Source organism: Rhizobium sullae (assembly GCF_025200715.1).
GTDB lineage: Bacteria > Pseudomonadota > Alphaproteobacteria > Rhizobiales > Rhizobiaceae > Rhizobium > Rhizobium sullae.
In genome coordinates this window covers 2,102,017-2,124,860 of record NZ_CP104143.1, presented here as the reverse complement: position 1 = coordinate 2,124,860, position 22,844 = coordinate 2,102,017, and the positions used below count along the sequence as shown (strand labels likewise).

Annotated in this window: 23 protein-coding genes and 1 pseudogene; 9 read left to right on the top strand and 15 right to left on the bottom strand. The window is 60.6% G+C overall.

All coding sequences use genetic code 11. The annotated features are described in order from the left end of the window. Positions 1 to 29 precede the first annotated feature (29 nt). Both N2599_RS10820 and N2599_RS10815 read right to left on the bottom strand, forming a co-directional pair. The gene (locus N2599_RS10820) at positions 30 to 1,211 is read right to left on the bottom strand and encodes a glycosyltransferase (protein WP_027508499.1); all 1,182 of its coding nucleotides are present in this window, start codon (positions 1,209 to 1,211) and stop codon (positions 30 to 32) included. Positions 1,212 to 1,217: 6 nt separating this feature from the next. Beyond that, complete coding sequence (locus N2599_RS10815) at positions 1,218 to 1,793, bottom strand: polysaccharide biosynthesis/export family protein (RefSeq protein WP_027508500.1); 576 nt, start codon at positions 1,791 to 1,793, stop codon at positions 1,218 to 1,220. 193 nt (positions 1,794 to 1,986) lie between these two features. On the opposite strand from N2599_RS10815, the gene N2599_RS10810 reads away from it, so the two are divergent. Continuing rightward, positions 1,987 to 4,140 (top strand): GumC family protein, encoded by a 2,154-nt coding sequence (locus N2599_RS10810; protein ID WP_027508501.1) that lies wholly within the window; start codon positions 1,987 to 1,989, stop codon positions 4,138 to 4,140. Here the strand turns inward: N2599_RS10810 and N2599_RS10805 are convergent, their stop codons facing one another. Together N2599_RS10805 and N2599_RS10800 are read right to left on the bottom strand one after the other, a co-directional pair. After that, on the bottom strand, positions 4,141 to 5,379 hold the full coding sequence (locus N2599_RS10805) for a GNAT family N-acetyltransferase (protein WP_027508502.1): 1,239 nt from the start codon (positions 5,377 to 5,379) through the stop codon (positions 4,141 to 4,143). 123 nt (positions 5,380 to 5,502) lie between these two features. Then, positions 5,503 to 5,712, bottom strand: coding sequence for a DUF2842 domain-containing protein (locus N2599_RS10800; protein WP_027508503.1), 210 nt, complete (start codon positions 5,710 to 5,712; stop codon positions 5,503 to 5,505). A gap of 111 nt (positions 5,713 to 5,823) precedes the next feature. Between N2599_RS10800 and N2599_RS10795 the strand changes: the two genes are divergently transcribed. Further along, entirely contained in the window at positions 5,824 to 6,927 is a 1,104-nt protein-coding gene (locus N2599_RS10795; RefSeq protein ID WP_027508504.1) for a COX15/CtaA family protein, read from the top strand. Positions 6,928 to 6,948: 21 nt separating this feature from the next. Here N2599_RS10795 and N2599_RS10790 read toward each other — a convergent pair. From N2599_RS10790 to N2599_RS10775, 4 genes and pseudogenes are all read right to left on the bottom strand, one after another. Further along, positions 6,949 to 7,705 (bottom strand): annotated as a pseudogene (locus N2599_RS10790) (TSUP family transporter). Between the two features lie 31 nt (positions 7,706 to 7,736). Then, positions 7,737 to 8,669 (bottom strand): N-acetyl-gamma-glutamyl-phosphate reductase, encoded by a 933-nt coding sequence (gene argC / locus N2599_RS10785; RefSeq protein WP_027508506.1) that lies wholly within the window; start codon positions 8,667 to 8,669, stop codon positions 7,737 to 7,739. Positions 8,670 to 8,747: 78 nt separating this feature from the next. Further along, a complete protein-coding gene (gene speB / locus N2599_RS10780) occupies positions 8,748 to 9,701 on the bottom strand; it encodes an agmatinase (protein WP_027508507.1) in 954 nt (317 codons plus the stop codon). Positions 9,702 to 9,784: 83 nt separating this feature from the next. Next, positions 9,785 to 10,576 (bottom strand): phenylalanine 4-monooxygenase, encoded by a 792-nt coding sequence (locus tag N2599_RS10775; protein ID WP_027508508.1) that lies wholly within the window; start codon positions 10,574 to 10,576, stop codon positions 9,785 to 9,787. A gap of 156 nt (positions 10,577 to 10,732) precedes the next feature. Between N2599_RS10775 and N2599_RS10770 the strand changes: the two genes are divergently transcribed. Beyond that, positions 10,733 to 11,194 carry an Lrp/AsnC family transcriptional regulator gene (locus N2599_RS10770; RefSeq protein WP_027508509.1) on the top strand — a complete coding sequence of 154 codons (462 nt, stop codon included), beginning with the start codon at positions 10,733 to 10,735 and terminating at the stop codon, positions 11,192 to 11,194. Between the two features lie 71 nt (positions 11,195 to 11,265). On the opposite strand, the gene rpsI is transcribed toward N2599_RS10770, so the two are convergent. The 3 genes from rpsI to N2599_RS10755 all read right to left on the bottom strand — a co-directional run bounded on the left by rpsI (position 11,266) and on the right by N2599_RS10755 (position 12,856). Beyond that, entirely contained in the window at positions 11,266 to 11,733 is a 468-nt protein-coding gene (rpsI, locus tag N2599_RS10765) for a 30S ribosomal protein S9 (RefSeq protein ID WP_027508510.1), read from the bottom strand. Positions 11,734 to 11,735: 2 nt separating this feature from the next. Further along, a complete protein-coding gene (rplM, locus tag N2599_RS10760; RefSeq protein WP_027508511.1) occupies positions 11,736 to 12,200 on the bottom strand; it encodes a 50S ribosomal protein L13 in 465 nt (154 codons plus the stop codon). A 230-nt stretch (positions 12,201 to 12,430) separates the two neighbouring features. Beyond that, complete coding sequence (locus N2599_RS10755; protein WP_027508512.1) at positions 12,431 to 12,856, bottom strand: PaaI family thioesterase; 426 nt, start codon at positions 12,854 to 12,856, stop codon at positions 12,431 to 12,433. Positions 12,857 to 12,929: 73 nt separating this feature from the next. On the opposite strand from N2599_RS10755, the gene N2599_RS10750 reads away from it, so the two are divergent. Continuing rightward, positions 12,930 to 13,763: an enoyl-CoA hydratase gene (locus tag N2599_RS10750; protein ID WP_027508513.1), complete on the top strand. Its 834-nt coding sequence runs from the start codon at positions 12,930 to 12,932 to the stop codon at positions 13,761 to 13,763. Between the two features lie 204 nt (positions 13,764 to 13,967). Here N2599_RS10750 and N2599_RS10745 read toward each other — a convergent pair whose 3' ends face one another. Then, positions 13,968 to 14,804, bottom strand: coding sequence for an EamA family transporter (locus N2599_RS10745; RefSeq protein WP_027508514.1), 837 nt, complete (start codon positions 14,802 to 14,804; stop codon positions 13,968 to 13,970). Between the two features lie 476 nt (positions 14,805 to 15,280). Continuing rightward, positions 15,281 to 15,604, bottom strand: a complete 324-nt coding sequence (locus tag N2599_RS10740) for a hypothetical protein (RefSeq protein WP_027508515.1) — start codon at positions 15,602 to 15,604, stop codon at positions 15,281 to 15,283. Positions 15,605 to 15,701: 97 nt separating this feature from the next. Here N2599_RS10740 and N2599_RS10735 point away from each other — a divergent pair, with 97 nt between their 5' ends. The 4 genes from N2599_RS10735 (at position 15,702) to N2599_RS10720 (ending at position 19,040) form a co-directional block, all read left to right on the top strand. After that, entirely contained in the window at positions 15,702 to 16,130 is a 429-nt protein-coding gene (locus N2599_RS10735; RefSeq protein ID WP_027508516.1) for a CoA-binding protein, read from the top strand. A gap of 104 nt (positions 16,131 to 16,234) precedes the next feature. Continuing rightward, positions 16,235 to 17,518, top strand: a complete 1,284-nt coding sequence (locus N2599_RS10730; RefSeq protein WP_027508517.1) for an O-acetylhomoserine aminocarboxypropyltransferase — start codon at positions 16,235 to 16,237, stop codon at positions 17,516 to 17,518. Between the two features lie 7 nt (positions 17,519 to 17,525). Further along, entirely contained in the window at positions 17,526 to 17,870 is a 345-nt protein-coding gene (locus N2599_RS10725) for a cupin domain-containing protein (RefSeq protein WP_027508518.1), read from the top strand. A gap of 387 nt (positions 17,871 to 18,257) precedes the next feature. After that, positions 18,258 to 19,040, top strand: coding sequence for a DUF1194 domain-containing protein (locus N2599_RS10720; protein WP_051336463.1), 783 nt, complete (start codon positions 18,258 to 18,260; stop codon positions 19,038 to 19,040). An 18-nt stretch (positions 19,041 to 19,058) separates the two neighbouring features. On the opposite strand, the gene N2599_RS10715 is transcribed toward N2599_RS10720, so the two are convergent. Both N2599_RS10715 and N2599_RS10710 read right to left on the bottom strand, forming a co-directional pair. Further along, entirely contained in the window at positions 19,059 to 20,303 is a 1,245-nt protein-coding gene (locus tag N2599_RS10715; protein WP_027508519.1) for a cytochrome P450, read from the bottom strand. 50 nt (positions 20,304 to 20,353) lie between these two features. After that, positions 20,354 to 21,607, bottom strand: coding sequence for a GGDEF domain-containing protein (locus tag N2599_RS10710; RefSeq protein ID WP_027508520.1), 1,254 nt, complete (start codon positions 21,605 to 21,607; stop codon positions 20,354 to 20,356). Positions 21,608 to 21,974: 367 nt separating this feature from the next. On the opposite strand from N2599_RS10710, the gene N2599_RS10705 reads away from it, so the two are divergent. Then, on the top strand, positions 21,975 to 22,604 hold the full coding sequence (locus N2599_RS10705; RefSeq protein ID WP_027508521.1) for an ATP-dependent Clp protease proteolytic subunit: 630 nt from the start codon (positions 21,975 to 21,977) through the stop codon (positions 22,602 to 22,604). Positions 22,605 to 22,844 lie beyond the last annotated feature (240 nt).

Here is a 22,844-nt window from a genome sequence, read left to right as displayed (position 1 = left end):
TTGTCTCAAACGGCATTAGCAGAAAGGCCCTAAGAAAGATTTACGGATGCCTCATAGGTTTCGGAGGTCGGCGCCCCCTCGACGAGCGTGTGGTACAGTTTCAGGACATCTCTTGCCATCACGGCAGCGGAAAAAACGGATTTCACCGAGTCGATCGAAGGCATCACGGCATGATGCCAGCCGGGTGTCGTCAGCGCTTCGGCCATGACGCGGGCAAGGTCATCCGCGTTGTCAGGTGCGACGAGAGCGGGACTGTTCCCGCCGAGCACTTCCGGGATGCCGCCGACGCGGCTGGCGATGACGGTCTTTCCGGCGCCGAGTCCTTCGAGGATGATGTAGGGCATGGCTTCGGCGCGGGATGGCACCACCAGGTTCTGCGACATCCCGAAGGCTTCCTGCACACGCATGGGCGGCAGCATGCCGATACGCTTGCCGAGGCCGCGTTCGACCATCATGTCGCGGTATTTCTCGCGATCCGGCCCGTCGCCGATCATCAGCGCCGAGAGGGGCCGTCCGATCAGCCGTTCGGTTTTGGCAAATGCGTCCACAAACAGATCGGGACCCTTGAGGTCTCGGAGCATGCCGACATAGATGAAATGCACGGCGTCGGATCGTGTGGGGATGATCTGAAAATCCCGCTCTCCGATCCCGTTGTAGATCAGCCGCGTCATGGGCCTCGGCCGTCCGACCTTCTTTGCATAGGTGTCGCGCTCGTATTCGCAGATGAAAACGAGGGCATCGGTGAAATATTCCTGCAGCCGCTCCATCCGCAGAATGAACTGTCCGGTGAGCGACGAGCGGGAATAGTGCAGGCTTCCGCCATGGGCGGTATAGAGGCGGGCTACGCGATACCTGTTCACCCGCAAGGCTGAGCCGACAAGCCGCGCGAGCACGCCGCCCTTGGCGCCGTGTCCGTGCAGCACGTCCGGCCGCAAACTTTTGATTTTGTTGTATGTGTCCCATATCACTCCGATATCGGAGAGCGCGACGGAGCGCCGGATCGGTATGCGCGTCAGCCCGAGCGAGAGGTAGGGACGGATATCGTCGAACAGCCGGTCCTCGTGCTCGCCCCCGGTGGAACTGTCGCAGAGGATGCCGACCTCATGTCCCGCCTTGCTGTGTTCTTCCACCAAATCGCGAACATGGCGAAATATCCCGCCAACGGGGGACCTGAAACAATGGAGTATGCGGAGAGGTCGCTGTTCAGCCATCAGCGATCAGAACAGCCGTTCGCGGACATAGATCGTGTCGCCGGCGATGATCGAGGATGAAATGTTGACGCGTCCGGTCAGTACTTGGCCGTTGATCTTGCGGGTGACGTCGACCGTGCCCTGATTGGCGCGGGAGGTGAAGCCGCCGGCAACGGCGATCGCGTTCTGCACCGTCATGCCCGGCACATAGGAATACTGGCCCGGCTGGCCGACTTCGCCCATGATGAAGATGGAACGGTAGCGGTCGACATCGATCGTCACGTCGGGGTCGCGCAGATAACCCTGCTGCAGTTTTTGGGCGATCTGGCCGGAAAGCTGCTGCAGCGTGCGTCCGCGCGCAGGCACCTGTCCGACGAGCGGGAAGGCGATGTAGCCGGCCTGATCGACCATATAGGTATTGGTCATGCTCGGCTGATCAAAAACGGTGATGCGCAGGCGGTCGCCGCTGTCGAGCGCATAGGGCTGGATGGTGGCCTGGTTGAAAGCTCTCGGCGCTGGCTTATAGGTGTTGCAGCCGCTCAATGCCGCCGTCATTGCGACAAGGCTCAGAGCCAGAAGCGTCTTGGGCTGGGCGAAAAGCATCCGCGTTATGCTCACAGGAAACGAACTCGATGCTGCCGTTATCGATCCGTTAGGGTTAATGGCCGGTAAAAATGCGTCGGATTTTTTGCTCTTCGCCCGGTCACGCTTTGCTTTGCTTGTGCCAGGCAACATTAACCGTCGGGTTACTATAGTCGTTTACACTTCGCGCCATGTTTGTTCTTGGAGTACGAGTATGTCCGGCGTAGCGGGTAATCAGGATGTGGACATCGACCTTGGCCAGCTCGCGCGAGCAGTCTGGACGCGCCGGCTAAAGGTTCTCGCGATCACGCTGATCGGGGCAGGGGTTGCCTTTGCCGGCGCCAAGATGATCTCGCCGAAATACCGTGCCGAAACGCGTCTGCTGATTGAGCAGCGCGCACCGGCCTTCGCCAATACGCGGCCGAACGACGGTAATGCCGGGCCGCTGCTCGACGAGTTGAACATTGCAAGCCAGGTTCAGCTCCTGCAGTCCGCCGATATCATCAAGCAGGTCATCAACAGCGAGAAGCTCTACGAGCTGCCCGAGTTCGACAATGCCGCCAACGGCTCGGCCCTGAGCGATATCCTCGTGGCGCTGCAAATCAAGAAGAACCCGCTCGAAAATCCGCCGGAAGAGCGGGTGATCGACGCGTTCATGGAACGTCTCCAGGTTTACCAGGTTCCGGGTTCGCGCGTCATCGGCATCACCTTCACGTCGAAAGACCCGAAGGTTGCCGCGCGCATCCCGAATGCCATGGCGAATGTCTATCTCGCGACGCAGAGCGGCGCCAAACTCGATACGAACTCCGAAGCCACCCGCTGGCTCGAGCCGGAAATCGACAGCCTCCGCCGGAAGGTGAGCGAGGCCGAGCAAAAGGTTGCCGAATACCGGGCCAAGCACGGCCTCCTGCCAACGAACGGCGGCAGCAATTTTCCGCAGCAGCAGCTCAATGATATCTCAGCCGAGCTGACCCGCGTGCGCGGCGAGAAGGCAAATGCGGAGGCACGCGCCCAGTCCGTCCGCAACGCCCTTGCCTCCGGCGAGGCGTCGGATACGCTGCCGGACATCATGGCGTCGCAATCCATGCAGCGCCTGAAGGCCACCGAATCCGGCCTCCAGTCGCAGATTTCCGATCTCAGCACGTCGCTGCTCAACAACCATCCGAGGCTGAAGAGCCTGCGTGCGCAGCTTGCCGACATCAAGACGCAGATCCGCCAGGAGACGCAGAAGATCCTGGCCGGCATCGAGAGCGAGGCGAAGGTCGCCGGTCTTCGGGCCGCCGAACTCGAGCGCCAGTCCGGCACGTTGCAGGCAAACAGTGCCCAGGCGGGCGAGGACGAGGTCGGCCTCAACGCGCTGCAGCGCGAGGCGAACGCCCAGCGCCAGCTGCTCGAAACCTACCTCGCGCGCTACCGGGAAGCCGCTTCCCGCGCCGACAGCAATTCAAGCCCGGCGGATGCGCGCATCGTCTCGAGCGCCATCGAGCCAGTCGATCCGTATTTCCCGAAAGTCGTGCCGATCGTTGCCGTTGCCGCCATCGCGACACTGATCACGAGCGCGATCGTCATAATGCTCGCTGAGCTCTTCAGCGGCCGGGCCTTGCGCCCGGTCGTCGGCAGCGTCGAGCCCGCCGCCGCGCCGATCGAGGAAGGCAGGCAGGCCGCCGCGGCGCCGAAAGCCAGGCGTGACGTCAAGCCCAGCATGCTTTCGGCACCGGTGGAGGAGGAGCCTGCGGAGGAGGCTTCCGCAGAACCGCATGCAGCTCTGCAAGAAGAAAACGAATTCTCGATCAGCTCCGTCGCGGACTACCTGACGAGCAGCCGGGCAACGCTCGCCGTCGCGATATCGCCAACCGGTGATGATGGCTCCGCGGCAACCGTTACACTTGCCCGCACGCTGACCGATGCCGGCCGGCGCGTGGTTCTGGTCGACATGACCGGTTCCGGCTATCCGACCGAGCTGATGGCTGAGGATCTGAACGCGCCGGGCGTCACCGATCTGCTCTGCGGTGCTGCCGCCTTCGGTGAAACGATCCATGGCGATCGGCACTCCGACGCGCACCTGATCCCGCAAGGCACCAGCGATATCCGTCAGGCGATGCGCGGCGCAGACCGGCTTTCGCTGCTGCTCGATGCATTGTCCTCTGCCTACGACCTCGTGATCGTCGAGTGCGGCGCAGCGGATGTTGCCGGCGTCTCCCGCCTCACGCGCAGCAAGGATGTCGAGATCATCCTTTCGATGCCGGAGGTGATCGAAGAGGAATTCGTCTTCGCGATGACGGAGTTCGAGAAGGCGGGCTATCAGCGAGTCGTGCTGATGTCCGGCGGCGAGGCCATCGCGGACGACCTCCGACGCCACGCCGCCTGATCAGGCGCCGATCTTTGCCCGGATGCGCTGTGCGAATTTATAGAGATCCGGGCGGGCCTTGATATAGGCCTTGCTCCGCGTGATCATCCGGTGTGCAATCCCGGCGATGCGTCCGATAGCAGAGACCGGCAGTATGACGTCGTGGTGATCCGTTTCGATCGGTGCCCAGGAGCGCTTGTAGACCTGGTCGCCGAGGCCGAAATCGAAGAGCGCGGTGCCCTTCCCATGCAGGCCGGAAATCATCTGCCAAAAGAGGAATTCGCCCGGGCTTGCATCGGCCGCCAGGCTCTCGTCGATCGAGCTGAATTGGCAGACCACGTGATCGCCCTTGCGCGAAATGCCGGACAACGCGGCGATATGGCCTTCATTCTCGCCCTTGAGGCGGATCGCGTGCATCTGCAGCCCGAAATCATCGCCGTTGCGAATATCGATCAGGCCATGGAGGAAAGCCCGCGTATCCGCATCCGCAAAGACGTCAAGCAGCCCGAGTGCCTTGAAGCGCTCGGCTTTCTGCGCAAAGAACTGCTCAAGAAAGGCGTGCTGCTCGTCGGCCATCCCGCCTGCGACATAGTCGAAGCCGCCAATGGCCTCGAGCCGCTTCGATTGCACCCGAAACTTCTTCCGGCGGCTCTTGGCGTTCAATTGCTTGAGGGTCGCCTCGAAGTCTTCAAGCAGCGGCAGCTGATAGGCGTGGTTCTGGTTCTGCACCACCGGCAGCAGGCCGAGCGGGTTCCTCCGGCCGCGCCATTCCAGCGGGACGTTCTGCAGCAGCAGCATATCGGCCTTGCCGCGGAGGGCGTGGCGAAGGCTCTTGGCGAACCGATGCGCGTCGAGATCACCGCTGCCGTGGAGAACATGCTCCGAGAAAAGCCCCGTATTGATATTGCTGTGATCGGCACCGATGAATTTCGCGATCCGCACGCCATGGACGCGTTCGATTTCAACCGGCAGGATAAAGGCCGTCTCTAGCCCGCAGACGCCCCGCAAAATGGCGAGCGGCCGTCTGTAGGCGCTGACCCAGCTGTGACACCAGTCATAGGCCTGATGGAGCGATGTCAGATTGTTCCGCTCCAGCGCGCGCCAATCCTTTTCCAGCGGCGCCATCGTGTCGAAGACCGTGACATCGAGTTCTGCGACGGCGAGCTTCGCACCAAGTGAGTGAATGCTTGCGATGCTGGTGTCGGCTTTCGCCGCTTCGTCGAGCGGCGGTTGATGGGCATCGAGCTTTTGCGTCTGCACGGGTCTTCTCCGGTCAAGATGGCTTGGCCGGAAACATAAAGGGCGAGTGCCTTCATTTGGCTTAAATGCAAGAGGGGAGGTCGTCTTTTCCGCGGATCACGGTTATTCCGGCGTTAACGGCACTCACTTCGGCGGCGGGCCGGCCATCCATCTGATGATCAGCATAGCTGGTAGAACCCAGAGAAGGCCCGTCAGCGAGAAATAGAGAAGGTGGACCCACCACGGGGATTCCGCGAGCGTCGCGACGGCGATCGTGTTCGCCAAAAGCGCATAAAGAATCACGAGAACGACGATGAGGATCGTGCCGATGAATTTGCGCAAGCGGACGGGCATGAATTCTCTTTCCGGAACGTATGGAGCGGCGCGACGGCATGCCGCAAAGCTTCGGGGCTTGTTTTGCATGAGCCGGTGGGGCAAATCAACTGCCGGAAAGAAGGAGCAATCATGGCTGTCGCAAACTCGACCACGGAACAGGCGATCTTGAGCGAGGTCCACAGGCTGGACAGGAACCGCCGCGCGCTCCGCATGTGGCTTGGTTTCGTGCTTCTCGCGCTCGTCAGTCTCGTCCTCGTCGGCGGCGCGACGCGGCTTACCAATTCCGGCCTCTCGATCACCGAATGGAAGCCGATCCATGGGATCGTTCCGCCGCTCACTGCCGCCGAATGGGAGGAAGAGTTCAAGCTCTACCAGCGCATCCCCGAATTCCAGCAGTTGAATAGCGACATGACCGTCGAGGATTTCAAGACCATCTTCTGGTGGGAATGGGCGCATCGGCTGATCGCCCGCGGGATCGGCGTCATTTTTGCTTTGCCGCTTGCCTATTTCTGGGTGGCGGGCATGGTCGAACGGCATCTGCGCTGGCCGCTCATCGGCATCCTGGCGCTCGGCGGCCTGCAGGGCTTCATCGGCTGGTGGATGGTCTCTTCCGGTCTTTCGGTCCGCACCGATGTCAGCCAGTATCGCCTGGCGACGCACCTCGTCATGGCCTGTCTGATCTTTGCGGCCTGCATGTGGATCATGCGGGGCCTTTCTCCCCATTCGGATGACGCCGCGCCCACCGCAAGCTCGCGGACATGGGCTGCGATAATCGCAGCCCTCTCGCTCTTCCAGATCTATCTCGGCGCGCTGGTTGCCGGCCTCGATGCAGGCTTCACCTACAACACCTGGCCGCTGATGGATGGCGCGATCATCCCGTCCGATCTTCTTATCCAGCAGCCCGCCTGGATCAACTTCTTTGAAAACCCGAAGACCGTACAGTTCATCCATCGCGCCGGCGCCTACGCGCTCTTCGCGCTCGCGTTGATCAACATGGTGATCGCGCTCCGCGCAGCCCCTCAAACCACCCACGCCCGCCGCGCCGTCGTCCTCTTCGCGCTCGTCGCGCTGCAGGCCGCAATCGGCATCGCCACACTCCTCCTGCAGGTCCCGCTTCATTGGGGTCTTCTGCACCAGGCCGGTGCCCTCGTCGTCCTGGGCTTCGCCGTCGCCAACTGGCGCGCCTTCTACGGCGAGTTTCCGCGCGACACGATAGTTGCCGAAAGAGACTGAGCAGGAGGTGGCGTTGGGCGCTTACTGCAAAATCCCGTCGAGCGCCGGCATGCCGATGATGGCGGCCGCGGCGATGAGCAGATAGCAGATCAGCCGGAAGGTGCTCTCCTTACCAATCCGAATAGCTTCGAGCCGTCATAGAGGCCGAGCGCATAGCCCGGCAGAACGACGAGCGTCAGCGCGAAGACGGCCTGGACGAAAAGCCCTCCGGCATAATAGCTGATCGCGCTGAATCGGGTGGAGATCGCGAAGTAGAGGATGACATTCGCCCGGACAGGGGTGAAGTCGCTCTTGCCGCCGGCCCAATACGCAACGACCGGCGGGTCGCCGAGCTGTGCCGCGCCGCTGGTGAGGCCGACCCCGGCACTGAGCGGCGCGCGGCTCGCCGTGGTAGCGCCAGCCGGATACGAGCGGTGCCAGCAGTGAGATGGGGATGACGGTGATGATCCAGCGGAGCATCACATCAGCGCAAGTGCGACTGTGCCCGCAGGAACGCCGAGCGCTGCGCCGGCCGCCATCGCGAACACCTCGCGCCGGTTGCCGCTGTGCCAGGCAGGTGGAATCATGCCGAGCGTCGCAAGTCCGTCAATGAGCAGCAAAACGGGCGGAATCAGCTTCCGGCCGACGGTCGCTTCGCCGAGCGGAATGAAGATCAGCGCCGCCCCGAGGCCCGAAAGCCGCGCGCGAGCCCGGCAACGAAGGCCAAAAAGATCAACGCAAGGATACCATCCTCTGACAGCGCTGCGGAAACTATTCGGCAACGCCCGCCGAAGCGTATCGTTCGGCATGTCGGCGGGGCTCCGGACGGTTTACGAGGCGAGCATCAGGTCCATGTTCTGGACGGCTGCGCCCGAGGCCCCCTTGCCGAGATTGTCGAGCAGGGCGACGAGGTTGATCTGGCCCGCGCCGGGCGTTCCGAACACGAAGAGCTTCATCGTGTCCTTGCCGGCAAGCTCGACGGCATCAATGCGGGGAAGCGTGCGGCTTTTCTCGAGCGGCACGACCGTGACGATGTCCTGGCCGGCATAATGGGCCGTCAGCGCCGCATGGATGCTCTCTAGCGTCACGTCACCCGGGAGATCGTCGAGATAGAGCGGCACCTGCACGATCATGCCTTGCGGGAACTTGCCGACGGAAGGCGAGAAGATCGGCGCGCGGTCGAGCAGACCATGGATTTTCATTTCCGGCACATGCTTGTGGGTCAGCGGCAGGCCGTAAAGGAAATGCGGCGCGGTGATCGCGTCTTCGCGGCTTTGGTCTTCGATCTGCGCGATCATCTGCTTGCCGCCTCCGGTATAGCCGGAGACCGCGTTGACGGTGACCGGATAGCCGTCCGGCAGGATGCCGGCGGCACGCAGCGGCCGGATGAGGCCGATGGCGCCCGTCGGATAGCAGCCCGGATTGGCGACGAAGCGGGCGGCCCTGATCTTACCGGCCTGCTCCTTGTCCATTTCGGCAAACCCGTAGGCCCAGCCAGGATTGACGCGGAAGGCGGTCGACGTGTCGATGACGCGCGTATTGTTGTTCGCCGAAACCATCTGAACGGCTTCCTTCGACGCATCGTCGGGCAGGCAGAGGATGGCTATATCCGCGCTGTTCAGCATGTCCTCGCGCATTGCGGCATTGCGGCGTTCGGCTTCCGGAATGGACAAAAGCTCGACATCACGCCGGCCGGCCATGCGCGTGCGGATCTGCAGACCCGTCGTGCCGTGTTCGCCATCGATGAAGATTTTCGGTGCCATGATAATCCTGCGCTTTCAATGAGTTCGGATTGCTTCCGGATCAATGTGCCATGAAGTTGAGTCAGATTGATAACGACCTCAGCGTGCCGCCGCGCGCCTCTCGGCGCGGAGCCCCAGCATATACATCGCGACTGTCGCCCCCGCAATGGCGCTGATATCTGCGTGATCGTAGGGCGGCGAGACCTCGACCACGTCCGCGCCGCGGATATCGAGCTGGTGCAGGCGCTGCAGGACCGAAAGAATCTTGGCGCTCGACGGCCCGCCGGCAACCGGCGTGCCAGTGCCCGGCGCATAGGCCGGATCGAGGCAGTCGATATCGAAGGTCAGATAGACTGGAGCGCCATTCGTGTGCGAGATCACTATCGAAGCGATCTCGGCGGCGCTCATCTCTTCGACCTGGTGGCCGTAGAGAATCCGGATGCCGAAATCCTCCGGCGCGTGGGTGCGGATGCCGATCTGGATGGAGCGGCCGGCATCGATGATGCCGTCGCGAACGGCGCGCGCCACGAAGGAGCCGTGGTCGATCCGCCGGTCGTCGTCGAGCCAGGTATCCTGATGTGCGTCGAACTGCACCAGCGCCAGCGGTCCGTGCCTGGCGGCATGCGCTTTCACGATCGGCCATGTGACATAGTGATCGCCGCCGAGCGTCAGCATGAAGGCGCCGCTGTCGAGAATTGTGTTTGCCTGCCGCTCGATGGCCGCCGGCGTCTCTTGGTGATTGCCGTAGTCGAGCAAGCAGTCGCCGTAGTCGATCACCGCCATCTCGGCGAAAATCTCGCGATTGAAGGGATACTGCGGATCGTTGTCGAAGATTGCCGAGGCGCGGCGGATCGCCTGCGGCCCGAAGCGCGTTCCCGGTCTGTTGGAGGTTGCTGCGTCAAAAGGGACGCCCCAGACAACAGCGTCGGCGCCCACGAGATCCTTCGTGAACCGCCGCCGCATGAACGAAAGCGCGCCGGCAAAGGTCGGATCGGTGGCCGTCGAAGTGAGGCTGGTTGCCGTAAAGGCGTGATCGATCGACTTCTGTGCCATGGCGTCCCTCCATTATAGCTTGGCGCGACGTTGGACAATCAGAGCCGACAAGGCAAGCTCGAAGGAAGCGAGATTCCGGCCTCTCAGGACGCCTTGGCTTCGAATGTCGGCGGAAAGTCGCCGAGCGCCTTGGCCTCGTTGATGCGGGCGCCGATATCTTCTTCGATGATCGACTCCAGCTGCGAAAAGCTGTCAATCACGTAGTAGATTGGCTGGACGATGTCGATCCGGTATGGCGTCCTCAGCACGGTCTTCAGGTCGAAGGGCCGGAACTCGCATGCCTTGCCCTCCATCGCCGCCCGCGTCTCGCTGGGCGAGGAGACAATGCCGGCGCCGAAGCAGCGGCGTCCCTGCGACGTTTTGATCAGGCCGAATTCCACCGTGAACCAGAAAATCCGGAACAGATGCCAAGAATATCCCTTTCCGAGGCCGACAGCCTTCTCGCCGAAGCGGCGCACGAAATTGGCGTAGCTCTGGTTGGTCAGCAGCGGACAATGGCCGAAGACCTCGTGGAAGATATCCGGCTCCTCGATGTAGTCGATGTGTTCGCGGCGGCGGATGAACGTCGCCAGTGGAAACCTGCCCTGCGACAGCAATTCATAGAAGCGCGACGGCGGGATGAGGGCTGGCACCCCTTCCACGCCGAAGCCGGTGGTTTCATTGAGGCGCCGGTTGACGTCGCGAAGCTGCGGAACCTTGTCCGGCTTCAATCCGAGCGTCTTCACGCCGTCCAGATATTCCCGGCAGGCTTTGTCGGCGAGCAGCGTCATCTGGCGCTGATAAAGCTCGCTCCAGATTTGGTCTTCCTCGGTCGTGTAGTGATAGATGCCGTCCGCATCCGGCAGGTTCGCCGTGTAGGTGCTTTCCTTGGTCATGAGCGGCCTCCCGTTCTTCTGATCCAATGAGTTGGGGCAATTTCAGTCGCCGGCTGTCATGTCACCACCATTATATCCCGGAAATGCGGGTAAACATTTCAGCATTGCCGGATTATGGTTGGAATATGGGAGAATAATCCGCGGAGAGGGGAAAAAATGAAAGAAAACGTGAAAGCGGCCCGCAAACTCCTGCAGCTTGTGCAGGCCGGCAGCGGTCTGTCGCTTGCCGAACTCGCCGAAAAGGCCGGCATGTCGCAAAGCACTGCCTGGCGCAAAATGCAGGAACTCGAGACGGAAGGCGTCATTCGCAAGCGCGTGGCGCTTCTCGATCCGGCCAAGCTTGATCTCAAGCTCTGCATCATCGCCCATGTGACGTTGGAGGATCACCACGAGGAGGCGATCGAAGCCTTTGCCGCCGCAGTGCGCGACCGGCCCGAGATCATGGAATGCTACGCGCTGTCGGGGACGTTCGACTATATGCTGAAGATCAGGGCGCGCGACGTCGAGGCCTACGAAGCCTTCATGACACGCTACCTGATGCGCAATCCGCATGTGCGCAACGTGGTTTCGAGCTTCGTCCTGCGCGAACTGAAGTCGACGACCGAGCTGCCGATCTGACGGTTGCGAGGGTGGCAAAAAGAAAAGGCCGGGAAAACCCGGCCTTCGCAAAAATCCGTATGCCGAAGCGATTAGCGCTTCGAGAACTGGAACGAACGGCGGGCCTTGGCCTTGCCGTACTTCTTACGCTCGACGACGCGGCTGTCGCGGGTCAGGAAGCCACCCTTCTTGAGCACGCCGCGAAGGCCCGGCTCGAAGTAGGTGAGTGCCTTGGAAAGACCGTGACGAACGGCACCGGCCTGGCCGGAAAGACCGCCGCCTGCAACAGTTGCAACGATGTCGAACTGGCCGTCGCGGCTAGCTGCGACGATCGGCTGGCGCAGGATCATCTGAAGGACTGGACGGGCGAAGTATGCCGAAAAGTCCTTGCCGTTGATGGTGATTTTGCCTGAGCCGGGCTTTAGCCAAACACGGGCTACGGCGTCCTTACGCTTGCCGGTCGCATAGGAGCGGCCAAGCGAATCGACCTTGCGGACGTGAACGGGAGCAGCTGCTTCCGACGACGTGCCGAGATCCTTCAGGGAGGAGAGGTCAGCCATTCTTAGGCGCTCCTTACATTCTTCTTGTTCAGCTTGGCGACGTCGAGGACGGCCGGCTGCTGGGCTTCATGGGGATGGTTGGAACCGGCGTAGACGCGGAGGTTCTTCATCTGGCGGCGGCCGAGCGGGCCGCGCGGAACCATGCGCTCAACGGCCTTCTCAAGGACGCGCTCCGGGAAGCGGCCTTCGATGATCTGGCGAGCGCTACGCTCCTTGATGCCGCCGGCATAACCGGTATGCCAGTAGTAGACTTTGTCGGAATACTTCTTGCCGGTGAAAACGACCTTGTCGGCGTTGATGACGATAACGTTGTCGCCGTCGTCAACGTGAGGCGTGAAAGTAGCTTTGTGCTTGCCGCGAAGACGCATAGCGATGATGGAAGCGAGACGGCCAACGACAAGCCCTTCGGCGTCGATGATCACCCACTTCTTCTCCACCTCTGCAGGCTTCTGGGAGAAGGTTGCCATAGTAAATTCTCTCTTTCGGATCCCTGAGCCCGAGGGCCAAGGGCGTTTCTTGTTGCTTGGTTTGACGCACCCGAAGGCGCGCCAAAAAGAAAGCCGCCCGGAAAGGCTGCGTTTCTGGCGCGGTGTATAGAGGGAAAGGCTTTAACGGTCAATATTACCTATTCGCTCTACTATAAAAAATACGGAACAAAATCAATGTGTTGCTTATGTGGTAATATGCTACCGTAAATTTATCGCGGCGGAATCGAATAAGTTGCCGTTGCATGGGCCACCAATTCGGCCGGATTCTGTTGAAAGATGGCCGCCTCGATGACGGCGAGCCGCTTTCCGAGCTTGAGGATTTTGCAGGTGCAGGTCGTCGGCTGCAGCTTCGGCAGGCGCAGGAAGTTGATGTTGAGGCTGGTGGTGACGGCAAGCGCGACGGGGCCGACATGGGCGAGCACCGCGGCGTAGGCGGTGACGTCCGCCAGCGTGAAGAGGGCAGGGCCGGACACGGTGCCGCCGGGGCGCAGGTGCCGGTCGGATGGATCGAGCTGCATCGAGACGCTGCCGGGCGTAATGTCCGTCACCGTGAAGACGCGGCCGTCTGTATGGATTTGCGGGAAGTCGGTTTCCAGAAATTGGCGGAGCTCCGCGATCGTCATCACCGGTTGCATCGCTTCTCCTCGAAATTGCCGGTAGCTTGTGCCAGAACTGTTAGCACGAAATCGCAATGTGAGGAGTTAGAGCATGGCCGAAGTCGTATCCTTCAGGAAGGATCCAAGCAAAGCGGGTGAGGGTGCACTCGTCCTTCGCCAGTTCAGCGACGGCATATTGCGGCTGACATTCAACAATCCGCCGGCCCACGCGCTTTCGATCGCTGTCATGGAAACGTTGATGGGCGAACTGCAAAACGCCGCAAAGGACACGGCTGTCCGCGTCGTGGTCATCGCATCGACCGGCAACGTCTTCTCGGCCGGCCACGATCTCAAAGAACTGACGGCCCATCGCGCCGATCCGGACGACGGGGTGGCCTTCTTCGAGGAGACATTTGCACTCGCTGCCGATCTGATGCTGGAAATCATCCGCCTGCCGAAGCCGGTGATCGTGGAGATCGAAGGCCTGGCAACGGCAGCAGGCTGCCAGCTCGTGGCCTCCTGCGATCTGGCGATCTGCACCGACAATGCGACCTTCTGTACGCCGGGTGTCAATATCGGGCTCTTCTGCTCGACGCCCATGGTCGCCGTTACGCGCGCCGCGCACCGCAAGCAGGCGATGGAAATGCTGCTGACCGGCGAGACGATCGATGCCTCGACCGCCAAGGATTTCGGCCTCGTCAACCGCATCGTGCCCAGGCAGTACCTGACGCAGGTCGTGACGAAATACGCGTCCGTCATCGCCTCGAAATCGCCGCTGACGCTGAAGATCGGCAAGGAGGCCTTCTACCGCCAACTCGATATGCCTGTGGAAGAAGCCTACAGCTATGCGGCCCAGGTGATGGTCGACAACATGCTGACCGCGGACGCGGAGGAAGGCATCGGCGCGTTCCTTGCAAAGCGGATGCCGGAATGGACGGGCGAGTAGCAGGAAGGCAATGTTCGACGTTCGTCCGCATCCGTGGCCGTATTTCGGAAATTCTCAACGAGAAGCGTGCCGTCAGCCCCGCTTCACCTCGGCCGTTAAAGCGATCCGCAGTTTTGGCTCAATCTGCAATCTGTTGCCGTTGCGGAGCGTGAAAACGGCGAGCGGATTTCGGAAGAGGATCCAGCTCAATCTGCTGCGTAGGCCTTACCCCAGCTTCAGGATCAGTCCGCCGAGAGCGATGACCGCACCGGCGATGTAGCGCCAGACGCTCGCCTTTTCCTTCAGCACTACGACGGAAATGATGAGTGCGAAAAGGATCGACGTTTCCCGCAGCGCGGCGACGGTGGCGACAGGCGCCTTTGTCATGGCCCAGAGGGCGAACCCGTAGGAGGCAATCGAGCCTGAGCCGCCGAGGAGACCGCGCCACCAGTTGTAGCGGACGTGAACGGCAACGGTGAAGAGCCCGTGCCGGCCGATCGCCCAGGCGAAAAGCAGCACCGGCGGCAGCAGCGCCATCCACAGCGTATAGGAAATAGCATTGCCGGAAATGCGCGCGCCAATGCCGTCGACATAGGTATAGCTGGCGATGACGCAGGCGTTGACGAGCGCGAGCATGATGGCATGCCGGCTGCCGTGCCGCGCCTCGAAGGCAAGCGTCAGAATGCCGGCGCAGATCGTCATCGTGCCGATAAGAGCGCCGCCCGAAAGGCTCTCGTTCAGTACGAAACCGCTTGTGGCGGTGATTAGGAGCGGCGCGCAACCGCGCATCAGCGGATAGACGAGGCCGATATCGCCTGCGCGGTAAGCGGCCGCGACCAGCTGAAAATACGCAAATTGCAGGATCGCCGATGCGCCGATGAAAGGCCAGGCCGCAGGCTGCGGCAATGGCAGGAAGGCTAGGAACGGCATCGCCGCGACGGCCCCGCCGGCCGAAACCAGCGCCGCGTCCAGCGACTTGTTGGTTCCGGCCTTGATGATCGCGTTCCATGTTGCGTGCAAAAATGCGCCGAAGAGAACGAGCAGAATGACGTCGAGGGACACGATGCGGACCGGAATGGAGAAACGGGAGGCAATCTGGAGGGAACACGGTATGAGCCGCGTTCACGTAGAAATCAATCTTGCGGGGCGTATTTTGCAACCAGCGGCTGGCCTTCTGTTCAGAAATGGGAATTGTGACATTCAAATTCCGCGGTTAAAGCATTGCAAAATCGGCCCGTAAAGCGTGCGCTCGACATGCGTTTATTTTAGTCATACTTATTCAACTATGAGATGTTTCTAATAGATATGCGAACGAAAAAGGAACAAAAGGAAGACGAAAGAAGCTTAATAGATGATAATATTTCTCCGCTTAGTCCTCCTTCGATTTATACTTCTGTAATAAGGAGATTGTTCTATAATTTTGCTATATCCATTTTGATGCAAACCCAAGTAGTAATTCGAATCATTTCGAACAGCCAAAAGTCGGCTGCTGATTGGTTCCGGCCTTTACGAAATCGTTTTCGCATCGCTGCGGAGGATTACAAGTAATTGTCCGGCACAAAGAACATCCCGTCCAGGTTGTCGATGCTCTGGCAATTGAGAACCGGGCAGGATCGGTCGTCTCTTGTCGGTATGTTCTTCCACTCCGCGTATTCGTTGGCATCGCAGTAGCGGCTGTTGCGGACGTAACGATCGTAAAGCGGCAGGCCGCGCGGCGAGGTCCAGCGGAAGATGACGGCGCCCTGATTGTGGATGGTGGCACGCGCGCTCTGGCAGGTCATGGAAAGCGGATTGTAGCGGGAGATCGCCAGTGCCGGCGCGGCCGCAAGGACAAGTGCTGCGGCGAGAGCAAGTTTTTTCATGGGTTGTTCCTCCTTGGATCCTGAGCGCGTATATATACGCCCGAAAAAAGCCGCCGGTTTCAACTTTCTGCAGATAGTGGCGGCTGGAGGAAAGCCGATGAACCACGACCGTTATCCTGATGATTACATTGCCGGAATTCTGAACTCCGTGAAGACGATTGCGCTGACCGGCGCGTCGCCCAATCCGGCACGGCCGAGCAACGGCGTGATGGGCTATCTCCTGTCGCGCGGCTACAATGTCATTCCCGTAAATCCCGGGCAGGCAGGCAAGCAGATCCAGGGCCAGCTCGTCTACGCCCGGCTCGCCGATATCCCAGTGCCGGTCGATATGGTCGATGTGTTTCGCGCCTCCGAATATCTCCAGGGCGTGGTGGATGAGGCTCTGACGCTTATATGGAGGCCGAAGGTAATCTGGTCGCAGCTTGGCGTGCGCGACGATGCTGCCGCGGCGAAGGCAGAAGCGGCCAGTATAAAGGTCGTGATGGACCGCTGCCCCGCAATCGAAATCCCGCGCCTTGCCGCATGAGTGCATGGATTTTTCGGGGAACGTCCGATGGCTGAAACGCAAAGCGGTTAACTTTTGCGGATCGTAGTCTATGCTCCCGCCATCGATAGCGACGGGAGGACGACATGGCGAAGAACGATCCGGGTTTCAATACGCTGGCAATCCATGCCGGTGCGCAGCCCGACCCTGCGACGGGGGCGCGGGCGACGCCTATCTACCAGACGACAGCCTTCATCTTCAACGATTCCGATCACGCCGCTTCGCTCTTCGGCCTCCAGGCCTTCGGCAATATCTATACGCGCATCATGAACCCGACGCAGGCGGTATTGGAGGAGCGCGTGGCGGCCCTTGAGGGCGGCACCGCAGCGCTTGCCGTGGCGTCCGGTCATGCCGCGCAGGTCATCGTCTTTCATACGATCATGCGGCCGGGCGAGAATTTCGTCGCGGCAAGGCAGCTTTACGGCGGCTCGATCAATCAGTTCGGCAATGCCTTCGAGAATTTCGGCTGGCAGGTGCGCTGGGCCGATTCCGCCGATCCGGCAAGCTTCGAAAGCCAAATCGACGAGAAGACGCGGGCGATCTTCATCGAGAGCCTTGCCAATCCGGGCGGCACCTTCGTCGATATCTCCGCGATCGCCGAGGTGGCGCACAGACGCGGCCTACCGCTGATCGTCGACAATACGATGGCGACGCCTTACCTCATCCGGCCGATCGAGCATGGCGCCGATATCATCGTGCATTCGCTGACGAAGTTCCTCGGCGGTCATGGCAATTCCATGGGCGGCATCATCGTCGACGGCGGCACCTTCGATTGGTCGAAGTCCGGCAACTATCCGATGCTGTCCACTCCGCGCCCGGAGTATAACGGCATGGTGCTGCATTCGACCTTCGGCAATTTCGCCTTCGCGATCGCCGCCCGCGTGCTCGGCCTGCGCGATCTCGGTCCAGCTATCTCGCCCTTCAATGCGTTCCTGATCCTCACCGGCATCGAAACGCTGCCGCTCAGGATGCAGCGCCACAGCGACAATGCGCTTGCTGTCGCCAAATGGCTGAAGGCGCATAGCAAGATTGCCTGGGTGAATTATGCCGGGCTCGAAGACGATCCGAACCATACCCTGCAGAGCCGCTATTCGCCGAAGGGCGCCGGCTCCGTCTTCACCTTCGGCGTCAAGGGCGGCTACGACGCGGGCAAGGCCCTGGTGGAAGGGCTGGAACTCTTCTCCCACCTCGCAAATATCGGCGACACGCGCTCTTTGGTGATACACCCGGCCTCCACGACCCATCGCCAGCTGACCGACGAACAGAAGACCGCCGCCGGAGCCGGCCCCGATGTCGTCCGCCTCTCGATCGGCATTGAGGACGTCAAGGATATCATCGCCGACCTCGAACAGTCGCTTTCGAAGGTGTGAGGGTTCCATGGCAAACCACATCATCCTCGGCATAGACGGCACCGAACCCGAATTTGGCGCGCTGGATGCGGACCGTATCATTTCCGGCGACCCGCAATTTCGCACCTGGAATCTGGAGGAGGCCGAAGGCGGCCTCTATGCGGGCGTCTGGGAGGCGACGCCCGGCAAGTGGCGGATTTCCTATGACGAGTGGGAATATTTCAGCGTGCTCTCCGGCCATTCGATCGTGACCGAGGACGGCGGTGAGCCGGTGCATCTGAAAGCAGGCGACCGGATGATCCTGAAGCCAGGCTTCAAGGGAATCTGGGAAGTTGTTGAAACCACTCGTAAAGACTATGTGATCCGGGTTTAGAGCGCAGAGCTTCGGTCAGTCCTTTTCAGGGCCGGCGGCTAACTTCTTTGCAGAGTCTGGCGAAGCGATGCGGTATCGCATCGCGCAGCGCTGCCGATTCCCCTCGCGCCAATGCGCCGCTTCCCATCGTTCGACACAAATCTCAACCTCGCTCGAAGCGGCTTCCTGAAGCAATGTTGCGGCGCGTTTCTACCAAAGCGAGTTACTTCCAAAGTATTACTGAAATTGGCTGATGGCAAATCGCGTCGGTCGTTATATTACATTTGACTAATTTATTGTTGGGTCGCTTTCCAATATTGAACATCGTCCGGCCCGATCTTCGCGCCTGGCGTTTTCGTCCATGCTTCTTTCTTCAGGCATTCAATCAACACGTTTTAGGAGAGCGACATGCCTCTGCGGGAGGAAGCATGCAAAGGAAAACGCCGTATCGCCGCGAAATTGATTCCCGGCCTTTTGCTTTCCGTTGCTATGTGCGCCGCCGCCGAGGCCGGTGAGCGTGTGGATATGCAGCTCGTGATCGCAGCTGACGTATCGACATCAATGGATGCGGAGGAAAAAGCGCTGCAGCAGCGGGGCTTCGTCGAAGCGTTCCGGCGCCCGGAAATCATCGAAGCGATCACAGCAGGTAGGAATGGCCGGATCGCCGTCACTTATGTCGAATGGGGCGGCGAGCAGCGAAGGCTGGTCATTCCATGGACCATCATCACGAATGAGATGGATTCCTGGCTGTTTTCGCTGAAGCTTGAGGTGAATTCACCGGCAAAGATACACCGGGGCACATCGATCAGCGGCATGCTTTCCTATGCCGATTATCTGATCCGCTCCAGCGGCTATAAGGCGACGCGCTCGCTCATCAACATCTCCGGCGACGGCGTCAACAACAAGGGGCGCGATGTCGCGCCCGTCCGCGGCGGCGTGCTTGCCGGCGGCATCACCATCAATGCCTTGCCCGTTGTATATGGCGGATTACAGGGTGTTGACGAGGAAGCCATATCGCCCGAAAGCCTGCTGGCCTATTTCCGCCGCGAGGTGATCGGCGGCCCGGGCGCCTTTGCGGAGCCGGTTGCAGCTCCCGAACAATATTCATCGGCGATCTTCCGGAAGCTTCTGCGCGAAATTTCCAACATGAGCGAAATCGCAGCGATCACGAACCGGGTGCCGCATCGGTGAAGTTCTGGAGGACAATCGTCACCAGTCGAGGTCCAGCCGGTCCAGTCCATGGAAGTGGTAGACGTCCTTCACAGCCGGTGTCTTCGCCATTCTGAGCCCCGGCAGGCGCGCGAAGAGAATCGGCAGGACGACGTTGAGTTCGAGCCGTGCCAGCGGCGCGCCGATGCAGAAATGGATGCCGGCCCCGAAGGAGAGGTTCGGCGCCTCGTTGCGGTCGGGCTTGAAGCTCAAAGGATCGGTGAATTTAGCCGGGTCGAGATTGGCGGCGGCAAGGATCAGGCTCACCTTGTCGCCCCGCTTGAAGGAGACGCCGTCGATCTCGACGGGCTCCAGGGCCCAGCGCTGGAAGATATGGACCGGCGCGCAGATGCGCAGCGTTTCCTCGACCGTCCGCTCCGTCGCCGCTTCGTCCTTGAACAGTTCGGCGGGATCGCAGCCGCTTTCCAGGATGACCCGTACCGAATTGCCGATCTGGTGCACGGTCGCTTCGTGGCCGGCATTGAGGAGCACGATCGTCGTCGAGACCAGCTCTTCATCGGTCAGATACTGGCCCTTGTGCTCGGTGTGGATCATATGCGTCAGCAGATCGTCGCGCGGGTTGGCGCGGCGCTCGGCGATCACCGTCTTCACGTAATCGGAAAATTCTCTTGCCGCTCCCTCGGCGCCGACCTCGTCCTCGCGCGTGCGGCCGAAAAGGTACATACGGATATAGGCATGCGACCAAGCAAGAAGCTGCGGTCCCATGTCTTCCGGAATGCCGATCATCCGGGCGATCATCGTGACCGGGATGACGTCGGCGAAGGCGGAAAGCAATTCGACCTCGCGCTTGTCCTCGAAGCCGTCTATGAGCCTATTCGCGAGTTCGGCAAGCTCCGGCTTCATCTTCTCGACATGCCGCGAGACGAAGGCGCGGTTGACCAGGGTGCGCAGGCGCGTGTGCTCCGGCGGCTCGAGTTCGAGCAACGAGTAGCGCTCGGCGAGATCGAAATTCGCCAGATGCTCTTCTGGCTCGGCAAGGCCAAGCTCTTCGCGTGTCGCGATGTGCAGAATCTGGCGGCCGAAGCGCCGGTCGCGTAGCAACCCGTTCACATGGTCGTAGCCGGTGAAGAACCACTGCTTCTGCTGTTCCCAATAGAAGGTCGGACAATGGCTGTGCAGCGCCGCATAGACGGCGTTCGGATTGCCGTAGAAAGTCCGATTGCCGCTGTCGAGGGACACGCGGCGGGTGGCTGGATCGATCGAGAAAAAAGGCGCTATCATCATGTTCCGAGGCTTAGCGGATTTGCCCGGCCCCGAAAAGACCGATCGGAAGGTCAGACGGCGCGCGACAGCGAGCCCATCCTGCGAAGCGCGTCGACCTGGTCATCGACCGTCGGGACCAGCTCGCCGGCGTTCTTGTCCATTTCCGCCGGCGCGGGGGCGGCAGTCTCTTCCGCGCCGAAAACGACGCTGCAGTTCCGGCCCGCGCCCTTTGCCGCGTAGAGCGCGCGGTCGGCTGCGGAAATCAGCCTGTCCATATTGGCTTCGGCCGCAGAGCTGAGCGCAATGCCGATGCTGACGGTGGCCGGAACGATCGCCTCGCCGGTTGCGACCGGCACGCGGCAGAATTCGGCGCGGATCGATTCAGCAAGCGCTTCTGCTTCCGTCTGGTCGGCAACGATCGTGAAGGCCGCGAATTCCTCGCCGCCCATGCGGCCGAAGACGTTGTTCGGAACGAACTGGCGCGCGGTCCTCGCGAAAGCGGAAAGAACGGCGTCGCCTGCCTGGTGGCCGAAACGGTCGTTGACGCGTTTGAAATGATCGAGATCGAAAAGCAGAACGGCGATCTGACGCTTGTCATCGAAGGCTCGCTGACGAAAGGCGTCGAATTGGGCGAAGAGGCCGCGGCGGTTCCAGACGCCGGTGAGCGAATCCGTGAGGCTCAAGGCGCGCAAATGCCTTTCCGAACGTTCCATAATCAAGCGGCAGGTGAATGCGAACGCGATGGTCAGCAGGAAGGCGCTCGCCATGGCGGCTGCGCCGCTGTAATTGGTTGCTTCCACGTCGCTCGGCAAGGTCACGGCCATCGTAAAAGCAATAGCAAAGCATAGACATGCCTGGATGACGAAGACGGCGGCAAGCTTACCGCGTGTCGGCTCCCGGCGTATGCCGGCGCTGCAGACGGCCGTGGCAAGGCCGGTGGCCCCGGTCGCTGAGGCAAGATTGTAGAGGATGACACGGTTGCCGTAATCGTCGTTGACCCATGGCAGGTAGACGCCGGCAAGCCACACGGCAGGCGGCAGCAGCGCCCACCATTCGATCTTCCGGCGGTCGAGCGCCATGAAACCCGCAACCCAGGCGCTCTGTCCAAGCAACGCAGTCGCGTTGCCAGCCTCGATCGACAGGATATCGGGGATTTGGCCGCGCAGCGCGATCATGGCGAAACCGGTACCGCTCAGGAAGAATCCGAGGCCCCAATAAAGATAGGCCTTGCTGCGGACGTTATGGCGCCAGGCCATGAACAGCAACAAAGCAAGCGTCATGGCTTCCGAACACCAGATCGATAATCCTGTAGCGACATTAAACACGGCAACACCCCTTAGATGCAGGCATTCTCACTGCCGAAGTTCGACAGCCCATTAATTCCGGGGCCTCCGCTGCCCTATATTCGCCATTAGGCTTTCCGCAAGGTAAACGCCCGAAGGTCGATGCGAATGTGTTTAGAATTCCTTCATCCTGTCGCTGAGAAAAGCTGTGAGGGCGCTTGCCGGCCTCTCGCACTCCTGCGGCGGGCGGGGAATAGGGCTGTTATGAAGTGCATTCTGCCTTCGGGCCGTTTCTTTAACGTTATCCTTATGCGTGCCTTGAAGAGGAGGGCAGTGACACTCTATGTAGGGATGATACATTTTCTTTGATTCCCGGCTGCCGCCGGCAAGACCTTGACAAAGGACGCACATGAGAAACCCAGTCGATACCGCTATGGCCCTCGTGCCGATGGTCGTGGAACAGACCAATCGCGGTGAACGCTCCTACGACATCTTTTCGCGCCTGCTGAAGGAACGCATCATCTTCCTGACGGGTACTGTCGAGGACCAGATGGCAACGCTCGTTTGCGCCCAGCTTCTCTTCCTCGAGGCCGAAAACCCGAAGAAGGAAATCGCGCTCTACATCAATTCGCCGGGCGGCGTCGTGAGTGCCGGCATGGCCATCTATGACACGATGCAGTTCATCAAGCCGGCGGTTTCGACGCTTTGCATCGGCCAAGCCGCTTCGATGGGTTCACTGCTTCTGGCGGCCGGCCACAAGGACATGCGCTTTGCGACGCCGAACGCCCGTATCATGGTTCACCAGCCCTCCGGCGGCTTTCAGGGCCAGGCGTCCGACATCGAACGCCATGCCAAGGACATCCTGAAGATGAAGCGCCGCCTGAACGAGGTCTACGTGAAGCATACGGGCCGCACCTACGAGGAAGTCGAAAGGACCCTCGACCGCGACCACTTCATGGATGCCGACGAGGCTCAGATCTGGGGCGTGATCGACAAGGTTCTGACCTCGCGCATCGAAATCGAAGGCGAGACGGCCTAGTAATTAATAGGGATGGTGTTTTTGCCGCCACAGTTCTATCCCATTTGTGATTGAACAAGGGGTTTAATGCGGTAGCGAAGGCGCTAATAGTAACTATTAATGCTATGTTTGATTTTTTATGACATAGCATTCGGCATTCGAAGGGGAGTTCGTTGCCGCCGGAACCCGGGCATGATTGGTTGGGTACCGGTTCTTACCCCTTAAAGCCTTGGCCGGCTGATGCTCCGGTGGGAGCAGGCC